The organism is Ralstonia sp. 24A2 (assembly GCF_051783885.1).
In the GTDB taxonomy this organism is placed as follows: Bacteria; Pseudomonadota; Gammaproteobacteria; order Burkholderiales; family Burkholderiaceae; genus Ralstonia.
The window spans coordinates 211,454-226,314 of record NZ_JBPVZD010000002.1 but is presented as its reverse complement, the minus strand read 5'-3'; the positions used below and the strand labels follow the sequence as shown (position 1 = coordinate 226,314).

Sequence of the window (14,861 nt, the reverse complement as noted above, 5' to 3'; positions counted from 1 at the left end):
CGGCGAGGCTTACAAGCGGGCGATCACCAGCCCGATCGTCAGCACACTCCCCAGCCCGAAGACCGTCCAGCCGACGGTGCGGCGCTTGGTGGTCAGCACCCACAGCCACAGGCCCGAGATCGACAGGAAGATCAGGCAGCCGGCCAGCGTATCCACCAGCAGGATCCATGGCACCGTCATGCCGGTGCCCTTGTGCAAATTGTTGAGCGTGGCGAGGAAGCCGTTGTCGGTCTGGCGGATCGCCACCGAGCGGTTGCCGGCCCAGTACTCGGCCTGGATCTGCGTGGTGGCATTGCCGAAGCTGAAGCTCCACTGCTCGGGCTGCATCAGCGGCTTGGCGGTGTCGCGCGGGGCGTCGCCTTCAGCCTTGGGTGCGGCGTCACCGCTGTCCTTGCCTTCCTTGCGGCCTTCCCCCTTAGCCGGGCGCTCGGCCCAGGCGACAGGCTTGGCTTTTTCCACGCGGACGCGGGTGGCAGGCTCCGGAATGCTCAGCGTCTGCTGCAGCCACGCGCCCATCGCCTCGGGCGTGGCGGGCACCGGATCGGGCAAGGCGATCTGCGTATTGGTGCGCTGTTGCGCTACCGGCAGTTTCAGCACCGCGCGATGGTTCAGCCAGATGCCGGAGACGCCGAAGATCAGCCCCATCACCGCACCCCACAACCCGAACCAGCCGTGTGTCTTGCGCAGCCAGCGCACCAGGGTGGCGCGGCGGTTGGCGGGGTGTTCGGCTTTGGCCTTGGCCGGGCGGGCGTTTGCCGCGGGCTTGACGCCGGGTTCGGCCGAAAGAGGGGGATGCGACAGGTCGGTCATGATGCACATGGCAACGCAGCGCGCTACCGATGGGGGACAAATCGACCGGTCAATATAAATGAGAATGATTCTCGTTGCAATGCGTATGCGCTTACAACGTAATCCGCTCCAGCGCCCGCCGCGACGCCTCGTCCGCCGGATAGAAGCACTCGATGCGCATCTCCTGCAGCCCCGCATCGCGCGGTGTACCCAGCGTGGTGAGCGTGGTGAACAGCGAGAGCGTCACGCCGTCGCGCTGCAAGGTGACGGGCAAGAAGGGCAGTGGGTCACCAGCGCCGGTGGCCGTGGGCGAAGACGGCGCTTCCACCGCATCGAACAGGGCAGGCTGCAGCGCGCGAATGTCATGCAGCAGCCGCTGCGTGGCCGGGTCGATGGCGTGCAGGGCCAGTTCCTGCCGTACGCGCCTGGCGAGGTAGCGGCCGACCTCTTCGCGGTTCACGATCGCCGGCCATAGCCCGGTCGGGTCGAACACCAGCTTCATCATGTTGACGGCGCCAGGCGTCCCCTCGGAGCGGTCGTCGCCGATGGCCCAGCGCATCAGGCGCCGGTGCGCGGCGTTGGCGTCGAGTAGGTGCCAGAAGCGGTCGAGCACGATGGCCGGGTAGGGCGCCTGCTTGTCGAGGATCAGCTTCACCGCATGGCGCACCGCCTGCATCATCGGCGAGGTTTCGTCAGGTGGCGCGGCCAGGCCCTGTTCCGGGTACGCGGGCGCGAAGCCGGCGGCCAGCAGCATCTGGTTGCGATGGCGCAGCGGCACGTTCAGCTCTTCGGCCAGTTGCAGGATCATGCTGCGGCTGGGCGCCGCGCGCGCCGATTCCAGAAAACTCACATGCCGCTGCGACACGCCGGCCGCCAGCGCCAGGGCCAACTGGCTGTAGCCGCGCCGGGTGCGCCAGAAGCGCAGCAGCTGCGGGAAGCGGGTCAGGGCGGCTTCGGGCGGCTCGGCGCCGGTCTGCGCGGCGTCGGCGTCATCCAGCACGGGAGTGCTGTCGGCGGAGGAGATCTGGTCGGGTTTCATGTCACCTATTGAAGCAGAGTCGGGTAGGTGCGGCGATTACCTGTCGCGTAATTGTGACCGCCACCCGTGCCGCCCATACTGCCAGCACCCCCGACACCCCGAGCGGAGTGCCCCATGCAGCGCGAACCGATCGACTACCCCGCCGACGCCCTCGCCACCCGCGAAGACCACGTGCGTACCGCCGACGGCTGGACGTTGCCGGTCACGGTCACCAGCCCTGGCCTGGGCGCGCACGGCACGGTGGTGATCTGCTCGGCGCTGGGCGTACCGCGCCAGTTCTACGGCGCGTTTGCACGCGGGCTCTGCCTGGCCGGCTGGCGCGTGGTGACGTTTGACTATCGCGGCATTGGGGAGGCGCTGGCCACCGGCCCAGGCACCCCGCGATTTGTGGACTGGGGCCGGCGCGACATCGATGCCGTGCTCAAGTGGGTGCACGACACGCTCGTCCCCGAGGGCTGCGGCGGGCGCAGGCTGGTGGTGCTCGGCCATAGCGCGGGCGGACAACTGGCCGGATTGGCGCCGCACATCGTGCATGCCGATGCGCTGGTGCATGTGGCGGTGTCGCTGGCCAATGCGCGGTTGTGGCCCTGGCGCGGGCTGCTCAGCCGGCCGCAACTGGCGTGGCTGCTGAATGTGCGGATTCCGCTGGCAGTGGCGCGTGTACGTCGCGGCATGTTGCCGCTGTCGACTGTCGGGATGGGCTCGCTGGCGATTCCGGCCGCCATCCTGAGCGATTGGGCACGCTTTGCCCGCAAGCGCGGCTATCTGTTTGCACCCGGTGCCGGGTTGGATACGTCCCGCTACCCGAGGCTCGCCGTACCGCTGCTCGCCTGGGGTTTCGATGATGATCCGATGGCGCCGGCCGCCGCCATCGATGCGCTGGTTGCGCAGTTTCCTGCCGCCTGCGTCACGCGCCGACAGGTGGGCGGTGCGGCGCTCTCGGGCAGGGGCGTCGGCCACATGGGCTTCTTCCGCGCAGCGTCGGGGGGGCCTTGGTGGCGCGAAACGGTGGCGTGGCTGGATGCGTTACCCGCGCTTGCCTGAGCCCGAGCGAACTTAGAACGTGTAGACGACGCCCGTGCCGCCAAAGTAGCTCTGCTTGTTCTGCACGATCGGGCTCTTGGCCGCGTTGCCCAGCAGGCGCGTGGTGCCGACCGCCGTCTGCATGGCCCAGTGGCGCGAGAACGCATGCGTCCAGGCCACCGTCAGCGACACCGCCTGCAGGCCGCTGCCCGCATCGTATTGCGCAAAGCCGCTGTTGGCCGATTGCTGCGGCGTCACCCCGAAGTACGTCTGCATGTACTTGCGCGAGCCGAAATGCAGGCTCGGGCTCACGCTGATCTTGCTGGTGCCCCAGCTCACCAGCGGCGTTGCCGCGTCGATGTGGCCGGACCAGCCGCGCTCGCGGTTGGTGAGCGGCACCTCCAGCGAGGCGCTGGCTGTGGTTTCGCCGACGATCTTGCCACCCACCGTGAACACGCCCAGCAGCGAGCCCTTCACCGAGCCCATGCCCTTCAGGTAATCCGAGCCGGGACGGCCAAAGCGGTTGGTGTCGGAGCGGCCCGGGTCATACGACAGCGCGGCCGACGCGAACATGCCGTTCAGGAAGCGGAGGGCGTAACCCGCGCCGCCCTGGGTCGGGTCAATGAACCAGCCGTTGCCGAAATCCGCCCGGAAGCCTGGGCCGGCCGTCACGGTGTACTGCTTGCCGCCCTGATAGCGCGGCGCCACGCCAGCGTTGAGCGACAGCGAGTACGAAGCCTCATCGGCATACGCCGATGCTGTCGGCAGCCACATGCCAGAGAGCAGCACCAGATACGGAAGGGAGACACGGGGAGCGAGACGCAGGGGGAGACGATTGAGCACGTTGGACCTCTTGTTGGATCTCTTGAGAGAGAGCCAGCAGTCTGGCGAGGTGTCGCGCACACGTCTGTCTGGAAATTGCCGGGAAGTTGTGCGCAATTGTGCGCGAGTGTTTGTAAATTTCGCCGCCCGCTCCACTCGCAAGCCGCCCGCCGTACACTGCGCTCCATCAAAAGAAAAACGGGGCGAATGGACCATGACGGCGATGACGGCGATGCCCGACGGGCCGCTCAAGACCAAGGTGCTGCTGATCGAAGACGATGACCGTCTCGCGCAGCTCATCAGCGAATACCTGGGCAACTACGAATTTGCGGTGGAAGTGGTGCGCCGGGGCGACATCGCCGTGGCAGCCGTGCGCGAGCATGCGCCGGCGCTGGTGATTCTCGACCTGATGCTGCCGCACATGGACGGCATGGAGGTGTGCCGGCGCATTCGCGGGTTCTCGCGCGTGCCGGTGCTGATCCTGACGGCGCGCGTGGATACCTACGACCAGGTGGCGGGCCTGGAGATCGGCGCCGACGACTACGTGCTCAAGCCAATCGAGCCGCGCCTGCTGGTGGCACGGGCCCGTGCGCTGCTGCGCCGCGCCTTGCCGACCATGTCGAATTCGGAACCGGCCGCGCTCCACGACGACACGCTCGTTTTTGGCGAACTGGCCATCTCGCCGCCCAATCGCACCGTCACCTGGCGCGGCCAGCCGGTCGACCTGAAGACGGCTGAGTTCAACCTGCTGCTGATCCTGGCGCGCGCCGCGGGCACCGTGCTTAGCCGCGACGACATCCTCAAGCAACTGCGCGGCATCGAGTTCGACGGGCTGGACCGCACCGTGGATTCGGGCATCTCGCGCCTGCGCCGCCGCTTTGGTGATGCCTCGCCCGAGCCGCACAAGATCAAGACAATCTGGGGACGCGGCTATCTGTTCAGCCCCTCCGCCTGGGAGGAGTAAGCCGTGCTCAAGTCCCTATTGAAGCTCTACGCGATGGTGGTGCTGGCCGCGGCGCTGGCGCTGATTGGCGTGAACAAGTCGTTCGTCTGGATGTTCCACGACACGCTCACGCACGGTGAGCGGGAGGTGCGCAAGGGCTACGCCTTTACGCTGCAGGACTACCTGGACCGTGCTGGCCCGGCCGGCCGCGACGCCGCGATCGCACGGTTGAACAAGAACGCGTGGGAGCAGTTCAACCTGGTCGACCCGGACACCCTGCCTGACCTGTCTGCCCAGCAGCGGCGCGATCTGGCTGATCACAAGCTCGTCCTGATGACCAACGGCCGGGACTACTACCTGCCGCTGCGCGACGGCAGCGTGCTCCATGCCTACAGCGCCGACATGGATTACCTCGGCATCCAGTTGATCGCTTACGCGCTGATTGCGATTGCGGCGCTGTTGCCTCTGCTGGCCTGGGTCTGGCTGCATTGGCGTGATCTGCGCGCGCTGGAAGAGGCGGCGCGGGGCTTTGGCGCCGGCAAGCTGTCGACGCGCGCGCATCTGCACAAGCGCTCCAACGTGTTTGGCCTGGCGCGCCAGTTCAACGAGATGGCCGAGCGCATCCAGGGCTCGATCCAGCACCAGCGCGAGATGATGAACGGCATCTCGCACGAGCTGAAGACACCGATTGCGCGGCTGGAATTCGGCATCGCGCTGCTGCAGTCCCCCGTGCCGGAGGCGCAGCGCAACCTGCGTCTGGACGCCCTGCGCCGCGACGTGCGCGAGCTGGACGAGCTGGTGAGCGAGCTGCTGGCCCTGAGCCGCCTGGAGCAGGGCGCCACGCACCTCGTGCTGATGCGCGTGGCGGTGGGCGAGTGGCTCGACAGCGTGGTCGCCAGCGTCGCCAACGACGTGGCCGACCGCCAGCTCTCGCTGGCCGTGCACGTAGAGGCCGCACCCACGCACCACGTGTGCGATCCGCGCCTGGTGGCGCGCGCGCTGCTCAACCTGATCCGCAATGCCGCACGCTATGCGCGCAACACCATCACCGTTCGGCTGGAGACCGGCCACGCCGGTGCGCTGCGCCTGACCGTGGAAGACGACGGCCCCGGCATCCCGGCGCCGGACCGTGCGCGCGTGTTCGAACCCTTCCTGCGCCTGGATGCCAGCCGCGATCGCCATACCGGCGGCTTCGGCCTGGGCCTGGCGATCGTCCGCCGCATTGCGCTGGTGCACGGCGGCGAGATCCGGCTCGACGCAGCCGAGGGCGGCGGTGCGCGCTTTTCGATGCTGCTGCCGGCGATGAGCGAGCCGCCAATCTAAGCGGCGTCGCCCTCCGAGCCCGGCCGGTGCAGGAACGCGCTCGGGCTCTGCCCGAATGCCCGGCGGAACATCGCCGAGAACGCGCTCTGGCTGTTGTAGCCCAGATCTTGCGCCACACGTGCAAGCGGTATCCCCTTCGACATCATCGGGATGGCGCTGGCCAGCACGGCCTGCTGGCGCCACTGCGAAAAGCTCACACCCAGTTCTTCGCGAAAGCGCCGCGCCAGCGTGCGCTCGCTGGCGCCCACGTCGCGGGCCAGCACATCGAAGGTGAGCGAGGTGCCGGGGTCGGCCATGACGCGCTCGCACAGGGCGCGCAGGCGCTTGTCGGTGGGCATGGGCAGATCCAGCGGCAGCGGGGCACTGTGGCGGATTTCGTCGAGGATGAGGGCGCCCAGTGCCTGCTCACGCGCGGACGGCAGCGGGTGGCGCACGTCCATCGCCGCAATCAGCTCGCGCAGCAGCGGCGACACCTCCATCACGCGGCACTGCGCCAGCGTGCCCGTCGCCAGGGACGGGTCGGCATAGAGGGTGCGCAGGAACGCCGCTTCGACCACCCACACCTCATGCTCGATGCCGGGTGGAATCCAGATGGCGCGCGAGGGCGGTACCACCCAGGCCGTGTCGCCCGCCTGCACGCGCAGCACGCTGTTGTGGCTGTACGCCACCTGCGCCCACGGATGCGTATGGCGCGGGAAGCGCGTGTTGGCATCCATCTGCCGCGTGTATAGCCGCACTGGATGCGCCGGAGAGGGCGGGGTACGGCCTTCGATATCGGTGGGCAGGAGGCGCTGTGGCATGACACGTTTGCGACAGAAGCGATGCAGTGAGTCTAAAACGCCACCGGCGGGACTTGTCGAAGCCCCTGCGCAATGGCAGGCTATCGCCCGCGTGAATGATGTTCCGCACAACCAGAACGACAAAGCGGGCCGCCCAGGCGGCCTCGACAATAACGCCGCCGCCCACGAGGCAGCGGTGAAGGGTGCTAGCAATGCAAACGGGAAATCACACGCGCAGCCGGGGGGCGCGCGGAAGGACCTGGCGCGGCCGGCCGTGGGCTGCCGCGCTTGCGGTCGGTGCGGTGCTCGCGGCGTCCGTCGCCCGCGCCGACATCAGCATCATCCAATCGTTGCCGCTATCCGGCTCGCAGGCCGCCACCGGGCGTGCGCTCAATGCTGGCGCCCGGCTGTATTTCGACTGGCTCAACCTTGATGGCGGCATCAACGGCGAAACCATCCGCCTGGTTGCCCGCGACGACGAGCAGAAGGTCGAGCAGACCCTGCGCAACGTGCGCGACATGGCTAAGATCGACAACCCCGTGGCCGTGCTCACCGTGGTAGGCACCGCCAATGTGGAAGCGCTCATGCGCAACGGCGTGCTGGCCGAGGCCAACCTGCCGCTGGTTGGCCCGGCCACCGGCGCCACCACCATGACGGGCGATCCGTGGGTGTTCCCCATCAAGGCGAGCTACCAGCAGGAGATGGACAAGATGGTGGGCGCGCTGGTCACCATCGGCGTCACGCGCATCGGCGTGTTGTACCAGGACGATGCGCTGGGCAAGGAGACATTGGCCGGCGTGGAGCGCACGCTCAAGCCGCACAAGCTGGCGGTTGCCGCCACGGCCTCGTACCAACGCAATACGGCCACCGTCGGTCCGGCGGTGGACAAGCTGCTGGGTGCGGACGTGCAGGCGATCTTCCTGGGCGCTACCGCCGAGCCCGCCGCACAGTTCGTCAAACAGTATCGGGCGCGTGGCGGCGGGGCGCAGTTGCTTGGGCTGTCGTCCATCGATCCGGGCATTCTGCTCAAGGTGGCGGGCATCGAGGCGGTGCGCGGCTACTCGCTGGCACTGGTGATGCCCAACCCGGGAAAGAGCGTGAACCCCGTCATTCGGGAATTCAACCGCGCCCGCACGGCGGTGGGCGCCAAGGATGTCGACCTGTCATTCCGTGCGGTGGAAGGCTTTGTGGCCGCCAAGGTGCTGGCTGAAGCCGTGCGCCGCGCCGGCCCCAAGCCCTCGCGCGACCAGGTGCGCCGCGAACTGGCCAACCTGCGCAACTTTGATGTGGGTGGCGGGTTCGTGGTGGACTTCTCGGATCGCACGCGACCGGGCTCGCACTATGTGGAGCTGGGGGTGGTCGGGCCGAACGGGCTGGTGATTCAGTAAGTCAGCGGCGTTAGGCTGGCTGCGTTGGCCCGACGCGGTAGTGATACGCGTAGGCCTCAACAAAGCCCAGCGAGCGGTACAGGCTGAGCGCAGGCACGTTCTCGGCGCTGACCTGCAAATAAGCGGTGACCGGCGTACCAGCCGTGCCCTGGGTACGCGCCCAGCCGAGCATCGCGTCCGTCACGGCACGCCCCAGCCCTCGGCCGCGCGCGGCGCTTGCCACGCGCACATCGAACAGGCCGACATACGCGCCGTCTGCCACGGCCAAACCGATTCCCAGCGTGGTGCCGTCCGCTTCGCGCAGCGTGATGGCTGCGTGCGGGCGGTCGAGCGCGTCGAGCATGGTGCGACGCGTGGCGCGTCCGCGCGCATCGAGGCCGTCGAACTGTGCGAAGGCGTCGTGCCAGGGTTCGGGGATCGTCGTGTCGATGCTGACGGTGATGCCGTCAGGCGGTGTCGCCGGCGCCGCAGGCGCAAGCTGCGCCGTCATGACGAGGCTGCGGTCGGTGATGCGGTAGCCGCGCGCTTCGAGCAGCGCCTCGGCCTCGGGTGAGGTCAGCGGCGTGACGCGCACGATGGGCGGAAAGCCGGCGTGACGGTAGAAGGCTTCGATGCGGTTCAGTCGATCCGCATCCAGTGGCGCGCCGGGTGTGCGCGGGTTGGCGGAGTTGGCCCGTTTGGCCAGGCCCCCCGCCATGCGCAGCACCCAGGGGCCGTCTTCGATGTGGTGCTCGGGCGGCAGCGCGGCAAAGCCGGCATGCTCGATGGCGACAATGTCCGTCAGGCCGCCCGGGTTCTGCATCTTGGCGATCAGGCTGCGGGAGCGGTGCCTGCGCCGTGCACGTGCTTGCCGGCCGGCTTGACGATGGCCAGCGTGGCCACCAGACCGCACAGCGCGGCAAACGACACCCACACGCCCGGCATCGCCTTGTTGCCCGTCTCGTGGATCAGCCACGTCGCAATCGCCGGGGTGAAGCCGCCGAAGATGGCCGTGGCCAGGCTGTACGCCAGCGAGAAGCCGGTGGTGCGCACTTCGGGCGGCATGATCTCGGTGAGCGTGACGACCATCGCACCGTTATAGCTGCCGTACAGGAACGACAGCCACAGCAGCACGATCAGCATGTGGGCGAACGACGGCGCCGCCACCAGCCACTGCATGGCCGGGTAGGCGGTCAGCAGCATCAGCACGGTGAAGAGAATCAGCAGCGGGCGGCGGCCGACGCGGTCAGACACCGCGCCCATCACCGGCAGCCAGAAGAAGTTGGACGCACCCACGCACAGCGTGACGATCAGGCTGTCGAAATCCGACAGGTGCAGCACGCTCTTGCCGAAGGTCGGCGTGTAGGCGGTGATCAGGTAGAACGACACGGTGGTCATCACCACCATCAGCGTGCCGGCGCCCACCAGGCGCCAGTTCTGGCCCATCGAGCGGAACACTGCAGCCAGGTCGGGACGGTGCTTGCGCTTCTGGAACTCTTCCGTCTCTTGCAGCGAGCGGCGGATGATAAACAGGAACGGCACGATCAGGCAGCCGACGAGGAACGGCACGCGCCAGCCCCACGCGCTCATCTCAGACGGCGGCAGCAGGAACGACATCAGCACGCCCAGCAGCGCGGCAAACATCACCGCCACCTGCTGGCTGGCCGACTGCCAGCTCACGAAGAAGCCCTTCTTGCCCGGGGTGGCGATTTCGGCCAGGTAGACCGACACACCGCCCAGCTCCACGCCGGCCGAGAAGCCCTGCAGCAGCCGCCCGATCAGCACCAGCAGCGGCGCCGCCAGCCCGATGGTGGCGTAGCCCGGCACCAGCGCGATCAGCAAGGTGCCGCACGCCATCAGCGCCAGCGTGACGATCAGGCCGACGCGGCGGCCGTGGCGGTCGATGTACGCACCCAGGAAGATCGCGCCCAGCGGCCGCATCAGGAAGCCGGCGCCAAAGGTCACCAGCGACAGCATCAGCGAGAGGAACTCGTTGCCGGCCGGGAAGAAGGTGTCCGCGATGGCCTTGGCGTAGTAGCCGTAGACCATGAAGTCGTACATCTCCAGGAAGTTGCCGCTGACCACCCGGAAGATGGCGCGGGCCTTGGATTCGTTGGGGTTATGGGTATGCATGGGGTGCCTCACTCAACAGCTTGGGTACAACGTGCAGGCGAGTCGGACAGCGCAGCAGTGTGCATTGCCCGGGCCGCCTCGTAAAAGGTGGTGATGTGGTACGGGGTGCTCGATGGCATGTCGGCGCGCAGGCTCTGGCCGGTGGCGTCGATCACCTCATGCCAGCCGTGCGCGTGCAGGAAGCGCGCGGACCACGTCGGCAGCAGGTGCGCGAGCATCGCGCCGTGGGTTTCGGTGCACAGCGCGAGGGCGCGGCCGTATTCGGTCTGCGCCCAGATGCGCTGGCTGGCGTCGCGCATGGCGTCATCCAGGCCGAGTGCGAGGCACACGCCCTGCGTGTGCGGGTCGACGCCCAGGCTGCAGGCGGTGTCGACAGCACGGCCGAGCGTTTTGGCCAGGTGCCGGCCGGCGTCGAAGCGGGCGAACACGTCGGCATGCGCCCGCACGAGGTAGAACCATTCGAACTGGTGACCAGGCTCGATGCGGTTGTCCGGGCTGGCCTCATCGACGGGCAATTCGGTGATGCTGCCCGTGCGTGCATCGATGAAGCGCGCGAGGATGCCCTCGGCCAGCGTGCGCACGCCGGCTTCGGCCCAGGCGGGTGGTTCATCCAGCGCGGCGGCAGCCAGGTAGGCCTCGGTCAGGTGCATCACCGGGTTTTGCGCAACGCCGGCCTGGGGCATGGCAAAGACGGCATCCATGGCGGCCACCGGCAGCGGCGCCGCATTCGCCCCCCCAGTTGCACGGGCAAAGCGGCGCGCGATCACTTCGTGCGCATCGTCCATCAGGGCGGCGGCGCGCGGGTCATCGCTCACGGCCAGCCAGTGGGCAGCCGCGAACAGCACGAAGGCGTGCGTGTACAGATCCTTGGTGGTGTCCTGCGGTGCGAGCGCGCTGTCGATCGAGAACAGCCAGCCGCCGTTGATGGTGTCGCGAAAGCGTGTGTCGAGTGCGTGACACAGCGCAGCGGCGCGTTCGGCGCACAGCGCCTTGTGCCGCGTCGAGAGCTGTGTAGCGCGCGCAAATGTATACAGTTGCCGCGCGCAGGCCATCGCGCGGTAGCGCGACGTCGACGCCGACACCAGCGTGCCGTTCTCGACGATCAGCGCCTCATAGCAGAGGCCCGCCTGCGCGTTCCAGCCCGGGCCGAGCCACATGGGCAGCAGGACGTCGTCGTAGAAACGGTCGAATGCCGCCAGCGCGACCGCCATATCGGGCATGTCGGGCGATTGGGCCGTGCCGGGCAGCGTAGACGTGGAAAACGTTGGAAACATGTGCGCCGTGAGGATCGTGGCGAATGGCCTAGGGCCGGTAGGGCGTGAATTGTGCGCCAATTGAAGAATAGGCGCCACGCGGATCGGCCCCAATCCCGGTTTTGGTGAAGGGTTGTGGGTCCAATGAAAGGTTTCTTGCGGGATGCTGCCTGGGCGGATGTTTATGCGAAGATGGCTCACCCCTGGCTTCGCCTTGATCCATGCATCGTCGCGACCTGCTCAAGCAGTTGACCGCCGGGCTGCTTGCCCTGGCGCCCGGTTTGTCCCGTAGCGCAGCAGCCGGCAGTCCGCTCGGCGCGCCGGAACCGTTTGACGAACCCCGCCTGCTGGCGCGTGCCCGTGCGCTGGCTGCACGGCCCTATCGGCCACGCAGCACGCAGCTTCCGGCGCCACTGGCCACACTGGGGTGGGACGGCTACCAATCCATCGGCTACCGTGCCGATCACGCCCTCTGGGCCGGGCAGCATCTGCCGTTCGAGGCGCGTTTCTTCCACCTGGGGTTGTTCTTCAAGTCGCCCGTGCGGATGCACGAGGTGGTGGATGGCCAGACGCACCTGATTGCCTATGACCCGGCCATGTTCGATTACGGCCGCAGTGGGCTGGACCACCAGGCGCTGCCGGCCGATCTCGGCTTTGCCGGTTTCCGGCTGACCACCAAGGCGGACCCGACGCGTGACGTGGCCGCCTTTCTGGGCGCGAGCTACTTCCGCGCGGTGGGCGGGCAGTGGCAGTACGGCATGTCGGCGCGCGGGCTGGCGATCGATACCGGCCTGCCGCGCGCCGAGGAGTTTCCGGATTTCACCGAGTTCTGGCTGGTGCGCCCGGCGGCCGATGCGGAGACGCTGCGTGTCTATGCGCTGCTGGATTCGCCCAGCGTGGCTGGGGTCTACCGCTTCGACATCCGCCCGGGGGACACGCTGGTGATGGACGTGGGCACCACGCTCTTCGTGCGCAAGCCGATCGAGCGGCTGGGCATTGCGCCGCTCACCAGCATGTTTCTCTACGGCGAAAACGACCGCACCGACCGTGCCGGGGATCGCCACAGCGCCGCCCGCCGCTGGCGCGCATCGGACTGGCGGCCCGAGATTCACGATTCCGATGGTCTGGCCATCTGGCGCGGCTCGGGCGAATGGATCTGGCGACCGCTGGCCAACCCGCCCATGCTGCGCAGCCAGCGCTTTGCCGACGACGACCCGCGCGGCTTCGGCCTGCTGCAGCGCGACCGCAACCCCGACCACTATCAGGACGACGGTGTGTTCTACGAGAAGCGCCCCAGCGTGTGGGTTGAGCCCACGCACGGCTGGGGCGAGGGCGCGGTCGAGCTGGTGGAGTTGTCGGCCAACGATGAGACGTTCGACAACATCGTTGCCTTCTGGCGTCCGGCCATGGCGCCGCAGGCTGGGCAGGAATTGGCGTTCGGCTATCGGCTGACCTGGGGGGCGCAGCCTGCCGCCGCTTCGCCGCTAGCGCGTGTGGTGGCAACGCGTACGGGAATCGGCGGCGTGGTCGGGCAGCCGCGTAAGTATTTTTCTTGGCGCTTCGTGGTCGATTTCTCGGGTGGGGAGTTGTCGCGGCTGGGGCGTAGCACTGCAGGGTCCACCGTTGAGCCGGTCATTCGTGCCTCGCGGGGGCGGGTGGAGATTGCTTCGGCACGGCCGCTGGCCAGTATCGATGGGGTGCGGGCGATGTTTGATGTGGTGCCGGATGCGAGCAATGCGCCGATTGAGCTGTCGCTGACGTTGCAGTCGGGGGAGCGGTTGCTTTCTGAGACGTGGATGTATCAGTGGACGCCGCCGGTGGATCGGTCAGTCTAGGCTTTGTTCTTTGGTTGGGGGCTTGGTGGTCCGCCTCCGTTTCGCCCCCTGCCGGGGCCGACTCACTTTCTTTGTCTTGCCAAAGAAAGTAAGCAAAGAAAGGCGCGCCCGAGATGGCGACTTCCCCTTGAATTTTTGTAACCGTGCGGAGACGGGGAAAACTCGCTTCGCTCAGACAGTTCCCCGTCTTTTTTCCGCCCGCTTACAAAAATTCAAGGTGCCATCTAGGGCAGGGTACGGCCACACCGGCTGGGCACGTGGGTTAGCGCCAAGGTGCGCCTCTTCGGTGGCGCCAGGTTCAGTTGCGGGGTGGCTGCTCGCTGAACTTCGCCACCATCTCTGCCCAGCCTTCCGGCCCCAGTCGTTCCATCGTTGCGATGTTCCGCTCGTAGATGTCCGCTGCATCGGGCACGGCCGCGGCGGCGCGGGCGATGCTGTCTTCGCGCAGCAGATGCAGGATCGGGGCGGGGGCGCGGTTGGTGGCGTTGGCGATGTCGTCCGGGTCGGCATCGGCAAAGACGAAATCAGGGTGGAAGCTGGCGAGTTGCAGCTCGCCCTCGAAGCCGGCCTTGGCGAGCAGCGCTTCGGCGCGTTCGGTGAGGGTGTGGAAATCGAAGAAATCCGTCAGTGCGGGAACGAGCAGCAATGTGGTGTCGATTTCAGCGGCGGGGGTGTTGTGTAGCAGGTCGGCTTCGGCGCGCAGGTGGTCGAGCACGTCGCCGTCCATCGTGGCGCGGCTGACCACGTAGCGCACCTGCCGTTTGACGTGCACGGCCTTGGCGAACGGGCACAGGTTCAGGCCGATCACGGCGTCTTCCAGCCAGCGCTGTACGTGGGCGACGTGGCTGGCGGCGGCGTCTTCGCTCAGCGACAGGGCATCAGCGGGCGGATCGAGCAGGATGAACGGGGTAGTGCGGTCGGACACGGCAGGCACGGAAGAGGAAATCAGCGCGCAGTGTAGTCGATGGCCCGGGAGCGCTTCTTGCGACAACAAGGGTGTTGTGACTTGCAACATTCGGCGCGCGGCTTTGAGGTGCGTCGAGATCACTGAGCGGCGCCTCGGGCACCGCTTGTGTGGTCAATCCATCCCTCGAAACGAACTGAGAAGGAGCCCAACCATGATCGAACCGCGTGGTTTGAAGAGCGTATTCGCCATGGCTGCCACGCTCGCCGCGTCGGCCGCCCTGGCCCAGATGACACCCGCACCGCAGACCTCGCCGGAAACGACTGGCACGGTGCAGACCGCGCCGGGCGGCCAGCCGCCGGCAGCATCGTCGACTGACCCGCTGGTACAGAAGCGCATCGACGACAAGGCCGCCAACGATGAATACAAGGCGCGCAAGTCCGACGCCAAGGCTGCTTACAAGGAGGAGAAGAAGGCCGCCAAGTCCAACCGCAAGGCCGAGAAGAAGGAGGCCAGCACCAAGCGCAAGGAGGCCATGACCGAGCAGGGCGGCCCTGCTCAGACGCCGGTCAGCGAAGGCAAGTAAGCTGTGACTGCACCATGAGAAAAGGCGACCCGAGAGTCGCCTTTTTCTTTGTGCCGATGTGCGGG

At 67.4% G+C, this 14,861-nt stretch carries 14 protein-coding genes; 6 read left to right on the top strand and 8 right to left on the bottom strand.

Annotated elements, in window-relative coordinates; translation table 11 throughout:
- Positions 1-9 precede the first annotated feature (9 nt).
- Positions 10-810: a PepSY-associated TM helix domain-containing protein gene (locus ACS13N_RS05870; RefSeq protein ID WP_438930781.1), complete on the bottom strand. Its 801-nt coding sequence runs from the start codon at positions 808-810 to the stop codon at positions 10-12.
- Between the two features lie 91 nt (positions 811-901).
- The gene (locus tag ACS13N_RS05865; RefSeq protein WP_438930780.1) at positions 902-1,828 is read right to left on the bottom strand and encodes a helix-turn-helix domain-containing protein; all 927 of its coding nucleotides are present in this window, start codon (positions 1,826-1,828) and stop codon (positions 902-904) included.
- 114 nt (positions 1,829-1,942) lie between these two features.
- Between ACS13N_RS05865 and ACS13N_RS05860 the strand changes: the two genes are divergently transcribed.
- Positions 1,943-2,872, top strand: coding sequence for an alpha/beta hydrolase family protein (locus ACS13N_RS05860; RefSeq protein ID WP_438930779.1), 930 nt, complete (start codon positions 1,943-1,945; stop codon positions 2,870-2,872).
- 12 nt (positions 2,873-2,884) lie between these two features.
- Here ACS13N_RS05860 and ACS13N_RS05855 read toward each other — a convergent pair whose 3' ends face one another.
- Positions 2,885-3,694: a MipA/OmpV family protein gene (locus tag ACS13N_RS05855; RefSeq protein ID WP_438930778.1), complete on the bottom strand. Its 810-nt coding sequence runs from the start codon at positions 3,692-3,694 to the stop codon at positions 2,885-2,887.
- A 211-nt stretch (positions 3,695-3,905) separates the two neighbouring features.
- Here ACS13N_RS05855 and ACS13N_RS05850 point away from each other — a divergent pair, with 211 nt between their 5' ends.
- Together ACS13N_RS05850 and ACS13N_RS05845 are read left to right on the top strand one after the other, a co-directional pair.
- Entirely contained in the window at positions 3,906-4,637 is a 732-nt protein-coding gene (locus ACS13N_RS05850) for a response regulator (RefSeq protein WP_438932798.1), read from the top strand.
- Between the two features lie 3 nt (positions 4,638-4,640).
- Positions 4,641-5,939, top strand: coding sequence for an ATP-binding protein (locus ACS13N_RS05845; RefSeq protein ID WP_438930777.1), 1,299 nt, complete (start codon positions 4,641-4,643; stop codon positions 5,937-5,939).
- Here ACS13N_RS05845 and ACS13N_RS05840 read toward each other — a convergent pair.
- The gene (locus ACS13N_RS05840; protein WP_438930776.1) at positions 5,936-6,739 is read right to left on the bottom strand and encodes an AraC family transcriptional regulator; all 804 of its coding nucleotides are present in this window, start codon (positions 6,737-6,739) and stop codon (positions 5,936-5,938) included. The genes ACS13N_RS05845 and ACS13N_RS05840 overlap by 4 nt on opposite strands.
- Positions 6,740-6,930: 191 nt before the next feature.
- Between ACS13N_RS05840 and ACS13N_RS05835 the strand changes: the two genes are divergently transcribed.
- The gene (locus ACS13N_RS05835; protein WP_438930775.1) at positions 6,931-8,106 is read left to right on the top strand and encodes an ABC transporter substrate-binding protein; all 1,176 of its coding nucleotides are present in this window, start codon (positions 6,931-6,933) and stop codon (positions 8,104-8,106) included.
- A gap of 10 nt (positions 8,107-8,116) precedes the next feature.
- Here ACS13N_RS05835 and ACS13N_RS05830 read toward each other — a convergent pair whose 3' ends face one another.
- Genes ACS13N_RS05830 through ACS13N_RS05820 form a run of 3 tightly spaced genes read right to left on the bottom strand, consistent with a single transcriptional unit; the run spans position 8,117 to position 11,492 of the window.
- Entirely contained in the window at positions 8,117-8,908 is a 792-nt protein-coding gene (locus tag ACS13N_RS05830) for a GNAT family N-acetyltransferase (RefSeq protein WP_438930774.1), read from the bottom strand.
- A gap of 8 nt (positions 8,909-8,916) precedes the next feature.
- Positions 8,917-10,218, bottom strand: coding sequence for an MFS transporter (locus ACS13N_RS05825; protein ID WP_438930773.1), 1,302 nt, complete (start codon positions 10,216-10,218; stop codon positions 8,917-8,919).
- Positions 10,219-10,226: 8 nt separating this feature from the next.
- Positions 10,227-11,492, bottom strand: coding sequence for an AGE family epimerase/isomerase (locus ACS13N_RS05820; RefSeq protein WP_438930772.1), 1,266 nt, complete (start codon positions 11,490-11,492; stop codon positions 10,227-10,229).
- A 200-nt stretch (positions 11,493-11,692) separates the two neighbouring features.
- Between ACS13N_RS05820 and ACS13N_RS05815 the strand changes: the two genes are divergently transcribed.
- Complete coding sequence (locus ACS13N_RS05815; protein WP_438930771.1) at positions 11,693-13,306, top strand: glucan biosynthesis protein; 1,614 nt, start codon at positions 11,693-11,695, stop codon at positions 13,304-13,306.
- A 298-nt stretch (positions 13,307-13,604) separates the two neighbouring features.
- Here the strand turns inward: ACS13N_RS05815 and ACS13N_RS05810 are convergent, their stop codons facing one another.
- Complete coding sequence (locus ACS13N_RS05810) at positions 13,605-14,231, bottom strand: DUF1415 domain-containing protein (protein WP_438930770.1); 627 nt, start codon at positions 14,229-14,231, stop codon at positions 13,605-13,607.
- 193 nt (positions 14,232-14,424) lie between these two features.
- Between ACS13N_RS05810 and ACS13N_RS05805 the strand changes: the two genes are divergently transcribed.
- The gene (locus tag ACS13N_RS05805) at positions 14,425-14,796 is read left to right on the top strand and encodes a hypothetical protein (protein WP_438930769.1); all 372 of its coding nucleotides are present in this window, start codon (positions 14,425-14,427) and stop codon (positions 14,794-14,796) included.
- Positions 14,797-14,861: the final 65 nt, after the last annotated feature.

Bases quoted from the DNA above. Each gene is read 5' to 3' on its own strand.
- ACS13N_RS05850 (WP_438932798.1), top strand. From the start codon at position 3,906: ATGCCCGACGGGCCGCTCAAGACCAAGGTGCTGCTGATCGAAGACGAT.
- ACS13N_RS05840 (WP_438930776.1), bottom strand. From the start codon at position 6,739: ATGCCACAGCGCCTCCTGCCCACCGATATCGAAGGCCGTACCCCGCCC.
- ACS13N_RS05820 (WP_438930772.1), bottom strand. From the start codon at position 11,492: ATGTTTCCAACGTTTTCCACGTCTACGCTGCCCGGCACGGCCCAATCG.
- ACS13N_RS05865 (WP_438930780.1), bottom strand. From the start codon at position 1,828: ATGAAACCCGACCAGATCTCCTCCGCCGACAGCACTCCCGTGCTGGAT.
- ACS13N_RS05835 (WP_438930775.1), top strand. From the start codon at position 6,931: ATGCAAACGGGAAATCACACGCGCAGCCGGGGGGCGCGCGGAAGGACC.
- ACS13N_RS05870 (WP_438930781.1), bottom strand. From the start codon at position 810: ATGACCGACCTGTCGCATCCCCCTCTTTCGGCCGAACCCGGCGTCAAG.
- ACS13N_RS05830 (WP_438930774.1), bottom strand. From the start codon at position 8,908: ATGCAGAACCCGGGCGGCCTGACGGACATTGTCGCCATCGAGCATGCC.
- ACS13N_RS05860 (WP_438930779.1), top strand. From the start codon at position 1,943: ATGCAGCGCGAACCGATCGACTACCCCGCCGACGCCCTCGCCACCCGC.
- ACS13N_RS05805 (WP_438930769.1), top strand. From the start codon at position 14,425: ATGATCGAACCGCGTGGTTTGAAGAGCGTATTCGCCATGGCTGCCACG.
- ACS13N_RS05825 (WP_438930773.1), bottom strand. From the start codon at position 10,218: ATGCATACCCATAACCCCAACGAATCCAAGGCCCGCGCCATCTTCCGG.
- ACS13N_RS05815 (WP_438930771.1), top strand. From the start codon at position 11,693: ATGCATCGTCGCGACCTGCTCAAGCAGTTGACCGCCGGGCTGCTTGCC.